Consider the following 17,482-nt stretch of genomic DNA (forward strand, 5'->3'; position numbering starts at 1 on the left):
GACGTGCTGCTGCGATGCTTGCGGGGGCTTCGGCCCGCTGCTGCGCCGCCTGCGAGGGCTTCGACGTGCTGCTGCGATGCTTGCGGGGGCTTCGGCCCGCTGCTGCGCCGCCTGCGACGGCTTCGACGTGCTGCTGCGTCGCCCGCGGGGGCTTCGGCTCGCTGCTGCGCTGCTTCGGCTCACGCCGGGGTCGGCCTCCGAGAGGGCCTCGACCGGGCGGCTGGCGCGGGACGCGGTCCGGGTTCTCGGGCCGTGGCGGATGCTGGTCGGACGCACGATTCTTCCTTTGCGCGTGGGGTACGCAGGATGCTGCGTTCACGCGCGGTGGACGCAGGATGCTGCGTTCGCGCACTGGAGGTCGAACGCTTCTGCGTTCGTGTCGGGATCCGGTCGTGAACGCAGCATCGTGGCCGCCTGGCTGCGCGGGGTGGCAAGGATTCTCCCTTCCCGTGGACCGGTCCCCGAGAAGGAAGAATCCCTGACCCTGCGCCCTCGTCATCGGTGGATCCTCAACCTCTGCGGGCCGTCTGCGGTGGAGGATCCACCGATGGCACGCACGAACGAAGAATCCTGCGCCGATCACGCGCACAGGAAGAATCGTGCGTCACCCCCGGCACCAGACCGGACCCCGCGACCCCGGACCAGCACCCGCCCAGCCGTCCGGTCGAGGCCCTCTCGGCGGCCGACCCCGGCGCGAGCCGAAGCAGCGCACCAGCACGTCAAGACCAGCCCCAGGCAGCGCAGCAGCACGTCGAGACGAACCCCAGGCAGCGCAGCAGCGGCGACGACGCCCTCGGGCAGCGCTGCAGCGAGACCGTGACGCACCCCGGCTCGACCCTCAGACCTTGTCGGCGCGCCGCTCGTCCTGGCGCCGACGCAGCGTCCGGCGGACGGCGATGAGCTTGCCGGTGTCCTTGGAGTGCGTGGCCTTGGAGCTGAGGCGCGAACGGAGCCGGCTCGCCTGGATCGCCCGCACCGCGGCGACCTGGGTGAATCCGATCTTGGTGAGGTAGCGGTGCGGCTCGCGCGCCATGAGCGGGATGGCCGCCACGACGATCTCGCAGGCGTGCTCCTCACCGTAGGTGGCGGCGGCCGACAGCAGCGTGGCCGCGACGTTGCGTCGGCGGTGGCGCGGCGACACCTGGATGTCGGTGACGAGCAGGATCGGCGTCAGCGTGATCGGCGTCAGCGTGCTGAGGTCGCACACCGTCGCGCCGACGATCTCGCCGTCGACGAGGGCAACGATGATCCGCTTGCCCGGCTTCGCCAGGTTCTGCTCGATGGCCGACGCGGCCTCGGCGACGCTCGGCTCACGGAACAACGACTGGTAGGAGAAGGCCTCGGCACCCTCGTCGTCGCTCGCCTTGGCCGACTCCGCCCACAGCTCGACGAGCGCGGCTGCGTCCTCGGGCACCGCGTCGCGCATCACGATCGGTGAACGAGTGGCCATGGTGTCCTCGGCGGGAGTGGTGTCTGGACCGGGTCGGCGCCAGTGCCACGATGGGCGACGTCGGGGTGGGTCGCGCCGGCAACGGCGAGAAGGAGAGCGTACATGTTCATCGGGGCAGGCACGCTCACCAACGTGCTCACCGTGCTCGTCGGCGGTGGGCTCGGGATCCTCGTCGGGCACCGCCTCCCCGAACGCGTCCGCACGACCGTCACGTCGGCACTCGGCCTGGTCACGCTGCTCATCGCCGCCGACGCCGCCGCAGCCGTGAACAGCGACGCCCTGACCTCCTCGACCGGTCGCGGCGCGCCGACGCTGATCGTGCTCGGCTCGCTCGCCGTGGGCGGGATCATCGGCTCCTTCGCCCGGCTCGAGGACCGGCTCGAGGACCTGGGCGGGCTCCTGCAGCGCCGCCTCGGCGGCTCGGCCGCCCGCCCGGTCCCCCTGGACGATCCCGCCGGCCCCGCCACCGACGGCGGCCCCGAGGACGGCGACCGCGAACGCTTCGTGCAGGGCTTCGTCATCGCCTCGCTCGTGTTCTGCGTCGGACCGCTCACCATCCTGGGCTCGCTGAACGAGGGACTCGGCCGCGGCGCCGAGCAGCTGCTGCTCAAGTCCACTCTCGACGGCTTCGCCGCGCTGGCCTTCGCGGCGGCCTTCGGCGTCGGCGTGCTCGCGTCCGCGATCTCGGTGCTGGTGGTGCAGGGGTCGCTCACCGGGCTCGGCGTCCTCGTCGGCGGACTCCTCCCTGCCGCGCACCTCGACGCCGTCGGCGCGACCGGCGGCCTCATCCTCGTCGGGGTCGCGCTGCGCCTGCTCGACCTCAAGCAGCTCCCGGTGGCCGACCTGCTGCCCGCCCTGCTGGTGGCCCCCGCCCTCACGCAGCTCGCCGTCGCCCTCGCCTGAGTCGACTTCACAGAACTGTTACCTGGCGAGTCTGCGGATGGGACCTCCTGCCACCCTCCCAGGGATATAGTCCCCGGGACGAAGGCGCCACCTGCGCTGCCCGAACCTCCAGGAGACCTGCGTGCGACTGACATCCAAGGTCCTCGTGTCGGCGATCCTGGCGTGCCTGGTCGTCCTGGTGCCGCTCGGCGGCGCCTCGGCGACCGACGCGCCATCGCCCAGCACGAGCCCCTCGGCGCCCACCGCGGCCGCCACCCCGCCGGACGGCCCGTACGTGGGCGTGACGCTGCAGAACAGCGGCGCCGACGCCGGGCCCATCGCCGGTGCCACGCTGACGGCCTCCACGTCCGACGGCACGGAGGTCGGCGAGGCGGTCACGGGGCCTGAGGGCCGCGCCTTCATCCCGATCCCCGAGCGCGGCACCTACGTCGTCACCCTCGACGTGGACTCGCTCCCGGCCGGCATCGAGTTCGCCGGCAGCCCCGATCGCACCGTGAACGCCCTGCTCGACGGCGGCAACTTCGTCCAGTTCCAGATCGGCGTGGTCGAGAAGACCGGCCCGCCGCTCGGCGAGCGGTTCGCCGCCGCCATGGTCAACGGCGTCAAGTTCGGCCTCATCATCGCGCTCGCTGCGCTCGGCCTGTCGCTGATCTTCGGCACCACGAAGCTGACGAACTTCTCCCACGGCGAGCTGATCACCTTCGGCGCCATCGCGACCTACGTCGCCAACCGCGCCTTCGGCCTCCCGGTGATCCTCGCCATCATCGCGGCGGTGGTCGCCTCCGCGGTCTTCGGCTGGCTCCAGGACAAGTTCCTCTGGAAGCCACTGCGCAGCAAGGGCGTCGGGATCATCGCGATGATGATCGTCTCGATCGGCTTCGGTCTCTTCCTGCGCAACATCTTCCAGTACACCTTCGGCGGTTCACGACGCTCGCTGTCGCAGTACGTCAACCAGAGCCGTGAGACCTACGGACCGTTCTCCCTGGCGGACAAGGAGCTCGCGATCATCGGCGTCGCGGTCGTCGTCCTGACCGTCACCTGCGTCGTCCTCATGAAGACCCGCCTCGGCAAGTCGATGCGAGCGGTCGCCGACAACCCGGCCCTCTCGGCCTCGTCGGGCCTGCGGGTCGACGGCGTCATCCGGTCGGTCTGGGTGCTCGGCACCGCACTGACCGGGCTGGCCGGCGGCCTGCTCGCCGTCAACAGCCAGGTCAACTTCCTCATGGGCTTCAAGCTGCTGCTGCTCGTCTTCGCCGCGGTCACCCTCGGCGGCCTGGGCACCATCTGGGGCGCGCTCGTCGGCTCCATGATCATCGGGATCATGGTCGAGGTCGGCACGCTCGAGATCGGGTGGTGGCCCGGTGTCCCCTCGTCCATCAAGGAGGTCGGCGCGCTCGTCGTGCTGATCCTCATCCTGCTGATCCGGCCGCAGGGCATCCTCGGCCGCGCCGAGCGGATCGGCTGAAAGGGCTCTCATGGACTTCGGAAGCATCCTCAACTCGGCACTCTCCTCCGCCCTCGGGCCGCAGGCGATCGTGTTCGCGCTCGCTGCCATCGGCCTCAACATCCACTTCGGCTACACCGGCCTGCTGAACTTCGGCCAGGCCGGGTTCATGGCCGTGGGCGCCTACGGCCTGGCCGTCACGGTCGTCACCTTCGACCAGTCCTTCTGGCTCGGCATCGTGGTGGCCATCATCGCGTCGATGCTGCTCGCACTCGTGCTGGGCGTCCCGACGCTGCGGCTCCGAGCCGACTACCTCGCGATCGCCACCATCGCCACGGCGGAGATCCTCCGCCTGATCTTCGGCGCGGTCGAGACGAAGGACGTCTTCGGCGGGTCGAACGGTCTGACGGGCTTCGCCTCGACCTTCCAGGACCTCAACCCGTACAGCAGCGGCATCGACCTCGGGATCGTCTCCTTCCGACGCGGTGACCTCTGGTCGCTCACCGTCGGCTGGGCGCTCGTGGCGCTGGCCTGCCTGCTCGTGTGGCTGCTGATGCGCAGCCCATGGGGTCGCGTCCTGCGCTCCATCCGCGAGGACGAGGACGCCGTGCGTTCGCTGGGCAAGAACGTCTTCGCCTACAAGATGCAGGCCCTCATGCTCGGTGGCGTCTTCGGTGGCCTCGCCGGTCTCTTCCTGGCCCTCAAGCAGGCGTCGGTCGTGCCCAGCGACTACTCCACGAACGTGACGTTCTTCGCCTACACGGCCCTGCTGATCGGCGGTGCGGCCCGCGTGCTCGGACCGGTCATCGGCGCGATGATCTTCTGGTTCCTCATGGCCGGCATCGGCTCGTTCTTCAGCCAGGCCACGGCCGGCGACAACCCGCTCATCCCCGACTGGGCGATGAGCGACATCCAGGCCAGCCTGGTGCGACTCATCCTCGTGGGCCTGGGACTGATGCTCCTGATGATCTACCGACCCCAGGGAATCTTCGGCGACCGGAAGGAGCTGGCGATCGATGCCCGCTGACACCACCAACCAGGTCGACTCCCTCGCGGGGGTCGCGAACACGCCGGGCGTCGCCAAGCCCGACCCGATCCTCAAGGGCACCTCGATCACCCGACAGTTCGGTGGCCTCAAGGCCGTCGACGTCGATCACGTCGAGATCCAGCGGGGCGTCATCACGGCCCTCATCGGCCCGAACGGTGCGGGCAAGACGACGCTGTTCAACCTGCTGACCGGCTTCGACGCCCCCGACACCGGCGAGTGGTCCTTCAACGGCTCGTCGCTGCAGAAGGTGCCGGCCTACAAGGTCGCGCGCCGCGGCATGGTGCGCACGTTCCAGCTGACGAAGGTGCTCTCGCGCCTCACCGTCATCGAGAACATGCGCCTCGGTGCCACCGGCCAGCGGGGCGAGAGCTTCTGGTCCGCGCCCTTCCGCGCACTGTGGTCCTCCCAGGAGGCCGAGATCACCGCCCGCGCGGACGAGCTGCTCGCGCGGTTCAAGCTCGACGCCAAGCGTGAGGACTTCGCCGGGTCGCTGTCCGGTGGTCAGCGCAAGCTTCTCGAGATGGCGCGCTCCCTCATGGTCGACCCCGAGCTGATCATGCTCGACGAGCCCATGGCCGGCGTGAACCCGGCGCTGAAGCAGTCGCTGCTCGGTCACGTGAAGTCGCTGCGCGACGAGGGCCGCACGGTCCTGTTCGTGGAGCACGACATGGACATGGTCCGTGACATCTCCGACTGGGTCATCGTCATGGCGCAGGGCAAGATCGTCGCCGAGGGCACGCCGGATCAGGTCATGTCCGACCAGGCCGTCATCGACGCCTACCTGGGTGCGCACCACGACACCGACATCACCGAGCTGGACGAGAGCGAGCTCGAGGCGGCCACCGAGGCCGAGCTCGACGAGGAGGCCTGACATGTCAGAGATCCACGAGCCCGGCCACGGCACCAGCCGCGAGGCGGCGCGCGACGCGAACTTCGCGGAGGAGCAGGCCAAGCACTCGGCCGGGGCCGAAGGTGCGATCCTGCGCGCCGACGGTCTGATCGCGGGCTACCTGCCGGGCGTGAACATCCTCAACAGCGCCGACCTCTACTGCCAGCCCGGTGAGCTCGTCGGCATCATCGGTCCGAACGGCGCCGGCAAGTCGACGCTGCTCAAGGCCCTGTTCGGCCTGGTGACCATCCACGAGGGCACCGTGACCCTCGACGGCGCCGAGATCACCAACCAGCGAGCCGACCAGCTGGTCACCAAGGGCATCGGCTTCGTGCCGCAGTCCAACAACGTGTTCCCGAGCCTGACGATCGAGGAGAACCTCGAGATGGGGTGCTACCAGGCACCCAAGCGGTTCGCCGAGAGGTTCGGGTTCGTGACGGACCTGTTCCCGCGGCTGGGCGAACGACGCAAGCAGCGGGCCGGCTCGCTGTCCGGCGGCGAGCGCCAGATGGTCGCCATGGGACGCGCGCTCATGATGGACCCGAAGGTGCTGCTGCTCGATGAGCCCTCGGCCGGCCTCTCCCCCGTCCTGCAGGACGAGGTCTTCGTGCAGACGCGCAACATCAACAAGGCCGGCGTCTCGGTCATCATGGTCGAGCAGAACGCCAAGCGCTGCCTGCAGATCTGCGACCGCGGCTACGTGCTCGACCAGGGCCGCTCGGCCTACTCCGGCACGGGTCGCTCGCTCGGCAACGACCCCAAGGTCATCGAGCTCTACCTCGGCACGCTGGGCAAGAAGGCCAGCTGACGCCGCACCGCACCACCCACGACGAAGCCCCCTGGCCGACGGTCGGGGGGCTTCGTCGTGTCCCCGCCGCTCCCCCGACGCCCCCAGGACTGTGCCGGAGATTCCCAGGTCGACCTGGGAATCCTGCACAAGCACGGGAAGCAGTCCGCGCAGACGTGGGGAAGCCATGCAGCCCGGCCCCATCGGTGGATCTGGCACGTCAGGAGCGCAGGTGCGGTTGCTGAGCCACCGATGAAGGGCGCGCGGTGCGTTCTCCACCGAGTCCCCGCCCGCATGGTGACGTCTCCACCGTCTCAGCGCTGAGACGGTGGGATCCGCACCGCACACCCCGGCTGGTCGATCCATTCGGTGGAGAAGTCACCGCTTGGGCAGGGAACGGCGCAGACCGCGGTCCGGAGGCTCGGCCGGGACGCTGGGATCGGCACGGGAAACCTGCAGAAGCACGGGGAGCAACCCGTGCAGCTGCAGGGGAAGCCGTGCAGACCGGACGATTCCCAGGTCGACCTGGGAATCGCCGTGACGGTCGGGACGAGGCGGAAGGTCTGCGCGGACATGACGAGGCCCCCGGGTGGAACCCGGGGGCCTCGTGCGGGACGTGCGCTACGTCAGCGGATCAGATGTTGCCGCTGATGTAGTCGACCGCCTTGTAGGTGTTGTCGGCGCCGTACTCGTAGATGCCGATCGAGGCGGCCGTGGGGCTGCCCGTCTCGCCGAGCTCGATCGGACCCGAGACACCGTCGTAGTCGATGTCCGTGCCGTCGGCGAGCAGGTCGGCGCACGCCTTGAACTCGGTGCACTTCTCGCCACCGGTCGTGACGCCCGGGATCTCCTTGGCGATCTTGTCGCCGCCGTCGCTGTCGGCCGCGATGGCCGCGAGCGCCGAGACGATGACCGCGTCGTAGGACTCCGCCGAGTAGGAGTAGTCCTTGAGGTCGGGGTCGACCTCGAGCAGACGGTCCTTGAAGTCACCCGAGGTCTCGGCACCGGGGATGGTGCCCTTGGTGCCCTCGAGCGTGCCGTCGGGCAGCTTGCCCGCGTAGTCGGCCGTGTTGCCGTCGACGAAGTACGTGTCGACGTCCTGCGGGCCGGCGCCGGCCTGGACCAGCTGCGGCACGATCGTCGTGGTCTCCTCGAAGGCGACCAGCACGACCGCGTCGGGCTTGGCGTCGGCGATCTCCTGGACCTGCGAGTCGTAGGACTGCGCGTTCTCGCCGTAGAAGACCGTGGCGGCGACCTTGCTGCCCGCGTTCTCCAGGCCCTTGCCGATCTCCTCGGCGAGGGTCTCGCCGTAGGCGTCCTGACGGGCGAGGATGGCGACGCTCTGCTTGCCGTCCTCGATCAGCAGGTTCGACATGACCGCACCCTGGAGGATGTCCGAGGGCGCCGTGCGGAAGTACAGGTCGGGCTTGGAGTAGTCGCCGTTGTCGAAGTCGGTCGACGTGTTGGCGGGCGAGAACATGACCGAGCCGGCCGACATGATCTTGTCGATGACCGTCATGGAGACGCCCGAGGAGGCCGCGCCGACGATGACGTCGGACTTGGCGTCGAGCAGCTTGTCGGTCTCGGCGGGTGCGATGCCCGAGTCGGTGTCGCCCGAGTCGGCCTTCACGCCCTTGACGTCCTTGCCGAGGACTCCCCCGGCCGCGTTGACGTCCTGGATGGCGAGGTCGACGCCAGCGAACTCCGGCGGGCCGAGGAACGCCAGGCTGCCGGTCTGGGGCAGCAGCGAGCCGACGGTGAGGACGCCGTCGGACCTCGAGGCCTGAGCCTTGTCGTCTCCGCCGTCTCCGCCGTCGTCGCCACCACCGCACGCGGCGAGCACGAGGGCGCCCGCTGCTGCGACCGTGGCCAGTCGCATGGTCCTGGTACTGCGCTTCATTGATCCTCCGGGGAACTGTGGTCCGGCCCCCGACGGGCCGAGCCGTAGGTCGAAACTAGTCGCCAGCAGGGTCACCGGGGTCAGCCTGGCAGGAATGTCGTGCTTCGTAGCCAAGTTGTAACCCGCGCGCTCACTCCGGCGGTTCTCCGGCGTCCCCACGAGTGGATCCGTCGACGCCGTGCTCGACCACGCGCTCGGCAACGGTCCGCATCGACATCCGCAGGTCCATGGCCGTGCGCTGGATCCAGCCGAACGCCTCGGGCTCGCTCAGTCCCAGCGCGGCCTGCAGCTGGGCCTTGGCCCGCTCGACCACCTTGCGCGTCGCGAGCTGGTCGCTCAGGTCCTCGACCTCCGCCTCCAGGGCGGCCAGCTCCGCGAACCGGCTGCGGGCCATCTCGATGGCCGGCACCAGGTCGGAGGCGGTGAAGGGCTTCACGAGGTAGGCCATGGCGCCGGACTCGCGCGCACGCTCGACCAGCTCGCGCTGGCTGAACGCCGTCAGCATCACCACGGGGGCGATCCGCTGACCGGCGATCCGCGTCGCCGCGGCGATGCCGTCGAGCCGTGGCATCTTCACGTCCATCATCACGAGGTCGGGCTCGAGCGACGTGGCCAGCTCCACGGCCTCGAGCCCGTCGGCCGCCTGCCCGACGACGTCGTACCCCTCCTCCTCGAGCATCTCGGCGAGGTCGAGGCGGATCAGTGCCTCGTCCTCGGCGATGACGACGCGGGGCCGCGCGGCGGAGGCGTCGCCGGCCGCGTCGTCGGGGAGGGCCGTCTCAGGTGGGGTGGGGCTCACGTGAGAAGGTTATCGGGCGCTCTGGGCGCGCCGACTTGGCGGAATGGTAGACGCGACGGTCTCAAAAACCGTTGTCCGAGAGGGCGTGCGGGTTCGAGTCCCGCAGTCGGCACCCCACCTGACGCCACCCCCGGAACCGTCGCGCCGGCGGACCGCCGAGGCTCACGTCGACGTGGCGCGACCGGTCTCCTGCTGCAGCCGCTCGATGTGCTCGGAGGCCTCGGCCTTGGTGAGGTCGGCCGACAGCGTCTCCCCCGCGTCGCGGGCGAGCGTGTCCAGGTAGCTGCGCTGCGCCCCGGTCATGGGCTCGTCGCCGGTCACCCAGTCCTCCGGGTCCTTCTCGGTGGTCCCGCCCGCGTCGGCGCCGAGGACCTCCCCCGTGGGCCGGGTGGCGTCGTCACCGTCAGAATGCATGTTCGATTCAGTCATGGTCCCACCGTAGGCCGGGACCCGGACAGGCGCTCGTCGAGCGACGGCGCGCGGCGACTCAGTCCTCGTCGGAGGGGTGCGCGTAGGCCGGAACGACCCGGTTGATCGCGTCGCCCATGCGGTGGATCCGCAGGGCGTTCGTGGATCCCGGGATGCCCGGAGGGGCACCGGCGACGATCACGACCTCCTCGCCCTGCGTGCAGCGCGCGACCTCGAGCAGGCGCTTGTCGACCTGCATCACCATCTCGTCGGTGTGCTTGACCTCGGGCACCAGGAAGGTCTCCACGCCCCAGGTGAGGGCGAGCTGGTTGCGGGTGAGCGGGTCGGGCGTGAACGCGATGACCGGGATGGCCGAGCGGTACCGCGACATGCGCCGGGCCGAGCCGCCGATCGTCGTGAACGCGACGACGTAGCGCGCGTCGATGGACTCGGCCACCGTGGCGGCGCCGCGGCAGATGATGCCGGCGCGGGTCTTGGCCTGCCAGGTGTAGGCGGCCATGCGCGGCAGGCCGTGGTCCTCGGTGGACTCGATGATGCGGGCCATGGTGCGCACGGTCTGGATCGGGTACTCCCCCACGCTCGTCTCGCCCGAGAGCATGACCGCGTCGGCCCCGTCGAGCACCGCGTTGGCGACGTCGGAGGCCTCGGCGCGCGTGGGGCGCGGTGCCGAGATCATCGACTCGAGCATCTGCGTGGCCACGATCACGGGCTTGGCGTTGCGTCGCGCCTTCTCGACGATGAGCTTCTGCACGATCGGCACGTCCTCGAGCGGCAGCTCGACACCGAGGTCGCCGCGCGCGACCATGACGCCGTCGAAGGCGTCCATGATCTCGTCGAGGTTCTCGACCGCCTGGGGCTTCTCGATCTTCGCGATGACAGGACGGTGGATGTCGAGGTCGCGCATGACGCTGCGCACGTCGTCGGCGTCCCGGGCGTTGCGCACGAAGGAGAGCGCCACGAAGTCGACGCCCAGCTGCAGCGCGAAGCGCAGGTCGGCGATGTCCTTCTCGCTCATGGCCGGGACGCTCACGGCGACGCCGGGCAGGTTGATGCCCTTGTTGTTGCTGAGGCGCCCGGCGGTCTCGCAGATGGTGACGACGTCGGTGCTCGTGACCTCCACGGCGCGCAGCCGCACCCGGCCGTCGTCGACGAGGATCTCGTCGCCGGGCGAGACGTCGCCCGGCAGGCCCTTGTAGGTCGTGGAGGCGCGCTCGGCGTCGCCGGGCACGTCGTCGACGGTGATGGTGAACCGGTCGCCCAGCGCGAGGTCCACCGGGCCGTCGGCGAACCGACCGAGCCGGATCTTGGGGCCCTGGAGGTCGGCGAGGATGGCGATCGCCTTGCCGGTGCGCTCGGCGGCCGCGCGCACGTGGCCGTAGTTCTCCTCGTGGTCGGCATGGTCGCCGTGACTCATGTTGAGTCTCGCGACGTCCATGCCCGCCTCGGCGAGCTGAAGGATGCGCTCGGCGGTCCCGACGGCCGGTCCGAGCGTGCAGACGATCTTGGCTCTACGCACACCCCGACCCTACCGACGTGGCACCAGTACCCGCGAGTCACTTTGTGGTGCGGCGCAACAAATCTCCCGACCGTCCAGGTCCCACGCACGGACGAGGGCCGGGATCAGCGCTCCCAGCCCTCGTCGAACGCAGTCCTCGCGAGATGCGGTCCTCGCGAGATGCGGTCCTCAGACCATCATCGGCCGGTCGTTCGGCTTGATCGGACGCGGCAGCGGGCTGTGCCCACCGGTCAGGTACGCATCGACACCCGCAGCGGCCGAGCGGCCCTCCGCGATGGCCCACACGATGAGCGACTGGCCACGACCCGCGTCGCCGGCGACGAACACGCCCGGCACCGACGACATGAAGTTCTTGTCGCGCGCGACGTTGCCGCGCTCGTCGAGGTCGACACCGAGCTGCTCGACGAGACCCTCGCGCTGCGGGCCGGTGAAGCCCATCGCGAAGAGGACCAGCTGGGCCGGCAGCACCTTCTCCGAGCCCGGCACCTCCTCGAAGCGACCGTCCTGCATCTCGACCTCGACGATGCGCAGGCCCGAGACGTTGCCGTCGTCGTCGCCGACGAACTCCTTCGTGGAGACGGCGTACACGCGGTCGCCGCCCTCCTCGTGCGCCGACGCGACCCGGTAGGTCATCGGGTAGGTGGGCCACGGCTGGTTCTCCGGGCGGTCCTCCCCCGGCTGCGGCATGATCTCCAGGCTGGTGATGGATCGCGCACCCTGACGGATCGAGGTCCCGAGGCAGTCGGCACCGGTGTCGCCACCACCGATGATGACGACGTCCTTGTCGGTGGCGAGGATCTGCTCCGACCCGTCCGTCGTCGGCTCGGCGCCCAGCGCGGCCCGGTTGGCCTGCGGCAGGAAGTCCATGGCCTGGTGGATGCCTCCGAGCTCACGGCCCGGGGCGGGCAGGTCGCGACGGACCGTGGAGCCGATGGCGAGGACGACGGCGTCGTAGCGGTCGCGCAGCTGGCTGCCCGTGAGCGTGTCACCCACCTGGACACCGCTGCGGAACACGGTGCCCTCGCGCTGCATCTGCTCGATGCGACGGTCGACGTGGACCTTCTCCATCTTGAACTCGGGGATGCCGTACCGCAGCAGTCCACCGGGCTTGTCGTCGCGCTCGTACACGGCCACCGTGTGACCGGCCCGCGTGAGCTGCTGGGCGACGGCGAGACCCGCCGGGCCCGACCCGACGACCGCCACGGTCTTGCCGGTCAGGTACTCCGGGGGCTCGGGACGCACGTTGCGCCACTCCCACGCCCGGTCGATGATCGAGACCTCGACGTTCTTGATGGTGACGGGCTCGCGGTTGATGCCGACGACGCAGGCCGTCTCGCACGGCGCGGGGCACAGCCGACCGGTGAACTCGGGGAAGTTGTTGGTCGCGTGCAGCCGGTCGATCGCCTCGATCCAGTCGTCGCGCCACACCAGGTCGTTCCACTCCGGGATCAGGTTGCCCAGCGGACAGCCCTGGTGGCAGAACGGGATGCCGCAGTCCATGCAGCGCCCGGCCTGCTCGGAGATGATCGGGAGCAACGCCTTGCCGGGCCCACCGGGGTAGACCTCGTTCCAGTCGTTGACCCGCTCGTCCACGGGACGACGGGGTGCCACCTCTCGGGCGGTCGTGATGAAACCTCGGGGATCAGCCACGTGCGGCCACCTCCATCATGCGTGCGGTCGTGTCGTCCTCGGACAGGCCCTCGGCCTCGGCCTCGGCCTTGGCGTCGAGCACCTTGCGGTAGTTGACGGGCATGACCTCGGTGAAGCGTGCGAGCGACTGCTCCCACGCGCCCAGCAGCTGCTCGGCCACGGCCGAGCCGGTCTCCTCGTGGTGCTTGGCGACCAGGGTCCTGAGCGACTCGGCCGCCTCGGACCCCGCCTCGACCGGGTTGAGCTCGACCATGTCGGGGTTGACCAGCGAGTGGTCGAGGTCCAGGACGTAGGCCTGCCCCCCGCTCATGCCGGCAGCGACGTTGCGACCCGTGGGGCCGAGGATCACCACCGTGCCGCCGGTCATGTACTCGAGCGCGTGGTCCCCCACGCCCTCGACGACGGCCCGCGCACCGGAGTTGCGCACGCAGAACCGCTCGCCGACCTTGCCTCGCAGGTAGATCTCGCCACTGGTGGCACCGAAGCCGATCACGTTGCCGGCCACGATCTGGGCCTCGGCCGCGAACCGTGCGTCCCGCGGCGGACGCACGATGATGCGACCGCCGGAGAGACCCTTGCCCACGTAGTCGTTGCCGTCGCCCTCGAGGCGCAGCGTGATGCCGTGCGGCACGAAGGCGCCGAACGACTGGCCGGCCGACCCGAGGAACGTCAGGTCGATGGTGTTCTCCGGCAGGCCCTCGCCGCGGTAGCGCTTGGTCAGCTCGTGGCCGAGCATGGTGCCGACCGTGCGGTTGACGTTGCGGATCGCGAGCTGCGCCCGCACCGGCTCCCCACGCTCCAGCGCGTCGGCCGAGAGCCTGATCAGCTCGGCGTCGAGCGCGACGTCGAGACCGTGGTCCTGGACCGTGGTGTTGCGCAGCGAGGCGCCCTCGGGCAGCGCGGGCACGTAGAGGATCGGCGACAGGTCGAGGCTGGCGGCCTTCCAGTGGTCGACGGCCTTCTTGACGTCGAGCACCTCGGCGTGGCCGACGGCCTCGTCGATCGAGCGGAAGCCGAGCTCGGCGAGGTACTCGCGGACCTCCTGCGCCAGGAACTCGAAGAAGTTCACCACGTACTCGGCCTTGCCCGAGTACTTCTCGCGCAGCTGACGGTTCTGCGTGGCCACGCCCACCGGGCAGGTGTCCAGGTGGCAGACCCGCATCATGATGCAGCCGCTCACCACGAGCGGAGCCGTGGCGAAGCCGAACTCCTCGGCACCGAGGAGCGCCGCGACGACGACGTCGCGCCCGGTCTTGAGCTGGCCGTCGCACTGCACGACGATGCGGTCGCGCAGCCCGTTGACCAGCAGCGTCTGCTGCGTCTCGGCCAGGCCGAGCTCCCACGGACCGCCGGCGTGCTTGAGCGACGTCAGTGGGGACGCGCCCGTGCCGCCGTCGTGGCCGGAGATCAGCACGACGTCGGCCTTGGCCTTCGAGACGCCCGCCGCGACCGTGCCGACACCGACCTCGGAGACCAGCTTGACGTGCACGCGGGCCGACGGGTTGGCGTTCTTGAGGTCGTGGATGAGCTGCTTGAGGTCCTCGATCGAGTAGATGTCGTGGTGCGGCGGCGGCGAGATGAGACCGACGCCGGGCGTGGAGTGCCGCGTCTTGGCCACCCACGGGTACACCTTCGGACCGGGCAGCTGGCCACCCTCGCCGGGCTTGGCACCCTGAGCCATCTTGATCTGGATGTCGTCGGCGTTGGAGAGGTACTCGCTCGTGACGCCGAAGCGGCCGGACGCGACCTGCTTGATCGAGGACCGACGCTCGGGGTCGTAGAGACGCTCGGGATCCTCGCCGCCCTCACCGGTGTTGGACTTGCCGCCGAGTCGGTTCATGGCGACGGCGAGCGTCTCGTGCGCCTCCTGGCTGATGGAGCCGTAGCTCATGGCCCCGGTCGAGAACCGCTTGACGATCTCGCTGACCGGCTCGACCTCGTCGATCGGCACCGGCGGACGCTCGCCCTCCTTGAAGGTGAACAGGCCACGCAGCGTCATGAGCCGCTCGGACTGGTCGTCGACGCGCTGCGTGTACTTCTTGAAGATGTCGTAGCGGCCCGACCGGGTGGAGTGCTGGAGACGGAAGACCGTCTCGGGGTCGAACAGGTGCTCCGGCCCCTCGCGGCGCCACTGGTACTCGCCGCCGACCTCGAGGAAGCGCCGGCGGCCGACGATGCCCTGGGACGGGTAGGCGCGGGCGTGCCGCGACGCGACCTCCGCGGCGATGACGTCGAGCCCGACGCCGCCGAGCTTGCTCGACGTGCCGGTGAAGTAGGCGTCGACGACCTCGTGGGACAGGCCGACGCACTCGAAGATCTGCGCGCCGGTGTAGGAGGCGACGGTGGAGACGCCGATCTTGCTCATGACCTTCAGCACGCCCTTGCCGAGGCCGTAGGCCACGTTGCGCAGCGCCTGCTGGGGCTCGACGTCGCGCACGAAGTTGCCCTCGCGCGCCAGGTCCTCGGCCGACTCCAGCGCGAGGTACGGGTTGACCGCCGTGGCGCCGTAGCCGATGAGCAGGGCGACGTGGTGGACCTCGCGGACGTCGCCGGCCTCGACCAGGAGGCCGGCCTGCGACCGCAGCTTCTCGCGGACCATGTGGTGGTGCACGGCCGCCGTGAGCAGCAACGACGGGATGGGGGCGCGCTCGGAGTCGGAGTGCCGGTCCGAGAGCACGATGATGCGCGCACCGTCGGCCACGGCCCGCGACACGTCGGCGCAGATCTCGTCGATCTTGGCCGCGAGCGCCTCGCCGCCGCCGTTGACGTCGTACAGCCCGCGCACCACGTGCACGCTGAACCCCGGCATGTCGCCGTCCTTGTTCATGTGCCGGATCTTGGCGAGCTCGTCGTTGTCGATGACCGGGAACGGCAGCTGCAGCATGCGGCAGGAGGCCGGGCTCGGCTCGAGCAGGTTCGCCTCCGGTCCCATGGTGCCGGCGAGCGACGTGACGACCTCCTCGCGGATGGCGTCGAGCGGCGGGTTGGTCACCTGCGCGAACAGCTGGCTGAAGTAGTCGAACAGCATCCGCGGGCGGTCCGAGATCGCGGCGATGGGCGTGTCCGTGCCCATCGAGCCGATCGCCTCGGCGCCGGTCCGGGCCAGCGGCGCGAGCAGGATCCGCAGGTCCTCCTCGCTGTAGCCGAAGACCTGCTGGCGACGGGTGACCGACGCGTGCGTGTGGATGATGTGCTCGAGGTCGGGCAGGTCCTCGAAGCGGACCAGCCCGGAGTAGAGCCACTCGTCGTAGGGGTGCTCGCCGGCGAGCCGGTTCTTGATCTCCTCGTCCTCGACGACGCGGTGCTCGTCGAGGTCGAGCAGGAACATCTTGCCGGGCTCGAGCCGGCCCTTGCGGGTGATGGTCGCGGGGTCGAGGTCGAGCACGCCCGCCTCGGACGCGAGCACGACGAGACCGTCGTCGGTGATCCAGAACCGACCGGGGCGCAGGCCGTTGCGGTCCAGCACGGCACCGATCTGCGTGCCGTCGGTGAAGCAGACGCAGGCCGGACCGTCCCAGGGCTCCATGATCGAGGAGTGGAACTCGTAGAAGGCCCGCCGGGCCGGGTCCATGACGTCGTTGTTCTCCCAGGCCTCGGGGATCATCATCATCACGGCGTGCGGGAGCTCGCGGCCACCGAGGTGCAGCAGCTCGAGCACCTCGTCGAGCGAGGCCGTGTCGCTGCCCTCGGGGTCGCAGATCGGGTACAGCCGGCTGAGGTCGCCGGGGATCAGCTCGCTCTCGAGCGTCGCCTCACGGGCCCGCATCCAGTTGCGGTTGCCACGCGCGGTGTTGATCTCACCGTTGTGCGCGACGAACCGGAACGGGTGGGCGAGCGGCCAGCTGGGGAACGTGTTGGTGGAGAACCGGCTGTGCACGATCGCGAGCGCCGACTCCATGCGCTCGTCGAGCAGGTCGGGGAAGAACTCGTCGAGCTGCTCGGTGGTGAGCATGCCCTTGTAGACGAGGGTGCGCGACGACAGCGTCGGGAAGTAGACGCCGGTCTCGTGCTCGGCACGCTTGCGCAGGCAGTAGGCGAACCGGTCCAGCTCGATGCCCTCGCGCGACCGGTCCGTGGACTCCACGTAGAGCAGCTCGAACGACGGCATCGCGCCGAACGCCATGGACCCGAGGATCTCGGGCTTGACGGGCACGGGACGCCAGCCGAGGACGGTCAGCGCCTCCTCGGCGGCGATCGCCTCGACCCGCTGCTTCGCCTCGGCGGCGGCCTCGGGCTCGGTCGGCAGGAACGCCAGGCCCACCGCGTAGTGGCCGGCCTCCGGCAGCGTGAACCCCTGCTCCTGCGCGACCGCCCGGACGAACCGGTCGGGCACCTGCATGAGGATGCCGGCACCGTCGCCGGTGTTCTCCTCGGCGCCCACCGCGCCGCGGTGGTCGAGGTTGCGCAGCGCGGTCAGGCCGTGCTTGACGATCTCGTTGCTCGGGACCCCCGAGAGCGTGGCGACGAAGGCGACGCCGCAGGCGTCACGCTCGTGCATCGGGTCGTACAGACCCTGCGCGGCAGGCAGTGCCGAGAACTTGGGGGCCGAGAACTTCGGGCCGGCCGTGCCGGGCTGCTGGAGCTCAGGAGGAATGGATGCGCTCACCGAGAGGTCCCTTCTCGCGTCATCATGGATGGGTGCTGGACCACCGATGCGGTGGCCCGAC

12 protein-coding genes and 1 tRNA gene are annotated in these 17,482 nt (G+C 70.0%); 6 read left to right on the plus strand and 7 right to left on the minus strand.

The annotated features are described in order from the left end of the window. Positions 1-838: 838 nt before the first annotated feature. The gene (locus RQG84_RS05615; protein WP_082480721.1) at positions 839-1,450 is read right to left on the minus strand and encodes a GNAT family N-acetyltransferase; all 612 of its coding nucleotides are present in this window, start codon (positions 1,448-1,450) and stop codon (positions 839-841) included. A gap of 102 nt (positions 1,451-1,552) precedes the next feature. On the opposite strand from RQG84_RS05615, the gene RQG84_RS05620 reads away from it, so the two are divergent. From RQG84_RS05620 to RQG84_RS05640, 5 genes are all read left to right on the plus strand, one after another. Continuing rightward, positions 1,553-2,353 carry a DUF554 domain-containing protein gene (locus tag RQG84_RS05620; RefSeq protein ID WP_311209227.1) on the plus strand — a complete coding sequence of 267 codons (801 nt, stop codon included), beginning with the start codon at positions 1,553-1,555 and terminating at the stop codon, positions 2,351-2,353. Between the two features lie 121 nt (positions 2,354-2,474). After that, a complete protein-coding gene (locus tag RQG84_RS05625) occupies positions 2,475-3,818 on the plus strand; it encodes a branched-chain amino acid ABC transporter permease (RefSeq protein WP_311209228.1) in 1,344 nt (447 codons plus the stop codon). A 10-nt stretch (positions 3,819-3,828) separates the two neighbouring features. Next, positions 3,829-4,824 (plus strand): branched-chain amino acid ABC transporter permease, encoded by a 996-nt coding sequence (locus RQG84_RS05630; protein WP_311209229.1) that lies wholly within the window; start codon positions 3,829-3,831, stop codon positions 4,822-4,824. Further along, positions 4,814-5,716, plus strand: a complete 903-nt coding sequence (locus tag RQG84_RS05635) for an ABC transporter ATP-binding protein (protein WP_311209230.1) — start codon at positions 4,814-4,816, stop codon at positions 5,714-5,716. The genes RQG84_RS05630 and RQG84_RS05635 overlap by 11 nt, the downstream gene beginning before the upstream one ends. Before the next feature lies 1 nt (position 5,717). Next, positions 5,718-6,542 (plus strand): ABC transporter ATP-binding protein, encoded by an 825-nt coding sequence (locus RQG84_RS05640; protein WP_055965867.1) that lies wholly within the window; start codon positions 5,718-5,720, stop codon positions 6,540-6,542. Positions 6,543-7,155: 613 nt separating this feature from the next. Here RQG84_RS05640 and RQG84_RS05645 read toward each other — a convergent pair. Both RQG84_RS05645 and RQG84_RS05650 read right to left on the minus strand, forming a co-directional pair. Continuing rightward, positions 7,156-8,421: an ABC transporter substrate-binding protein gene (locus RQG84_RS05645; protein WP_311209231.1), complete on the minus strand. Its 1,266-nt coding sequence runs from the start codon at positions 8,419-8,421 to the stop codon at positions 7,156-7,158. A gap of 130 nt (positions 8,422-8,551) precedes the next feature. Continuing rightward, positions 8,552-9,220: an ANTAR domain-containing response regulator gene (locus RQG84_RS05650; RefSeq protein ID WP_396135243.1), complete on the minus strand. Its 669-nt coding sequence runs from the start codon at positions 9,218-9,220 to the stop codon at positions 8,552-8,554. 29 nt (positions 9,221-9,249) lie between these two features. Here RQG84_RS05650 and RQG84_RS05655 point away from each other — a divergent pair. Beyond that, positions 9,250-9,332: transfer RNA gene (locus tag RQG84_RS05655), tRNA-Leu, on the plus strand. 50 nt (positions 9,333-9,382) lie between these two features. On the opposite strand, the gene RQG84_RS05660 is transcribed toward RQG84_RS05655, so the two are convergent. The 4 genes from RQG84_RS05660 to gltB form a co-directional block, all read right to left on the minus strand. Then, positions 9,383-9,649, minus strand: a complete 267-nt coding sequence (locus RQG84_RS05660) for a DUF3072 domain-containing protein (RefSeq protein WP_311209232.1) — start codon at positions 9,647-9,649, stop codon at positions 9,383-9,385. Between the two features lie 58 nt (positions 9,650-9,707). Further along, positions 9,708-11,165, minus strand: coding sequence for a pyruvate kinase (pyk, locus tag RQG84_RS05665; protein WP_311209233.1), 1,458 nt, complete (start codon positions 11,163-11,165; stop codon positions 9,708-9,710). A gap of 168 nt (positions 11,166-11,333) precedes the next feature. Continuing rightward, positions 11,334-12,815: a glutamate synthase subunit beta gene (locus tag RQG84_RS05670; protein WP_311209234.1), complete on the minus strand. Its 1,482-nt coding sequence runs from the start codon at positions 12,813-12,815 to the stop codon at positions 11,334-11,336. After that, entirely contained in the window at positions 12,808-17,313 is a 4,506-nt protein-coding gene (gene gltB / locus RQG84_RS05675; RefSeq protein WP_396135255.1) for a glutamate synthase large subunit, read from the minus strand. Before gltB ends, RQG84_RS05670 begins: the two co-directional genes overlap by 8 nt. Between the last annotated feature and the right edge of the window lie 169 nt (positions 17,314-17,482).

The organism is Aeromicrobium sp. WCS2018Hpa-31 (genome assembly GCF_031843905.1).
GTDB lineage: Bacteria > Actinomycetota > Actinomycetes > Propionibacteriales > Nocardioidaceae > Aeromicrobium.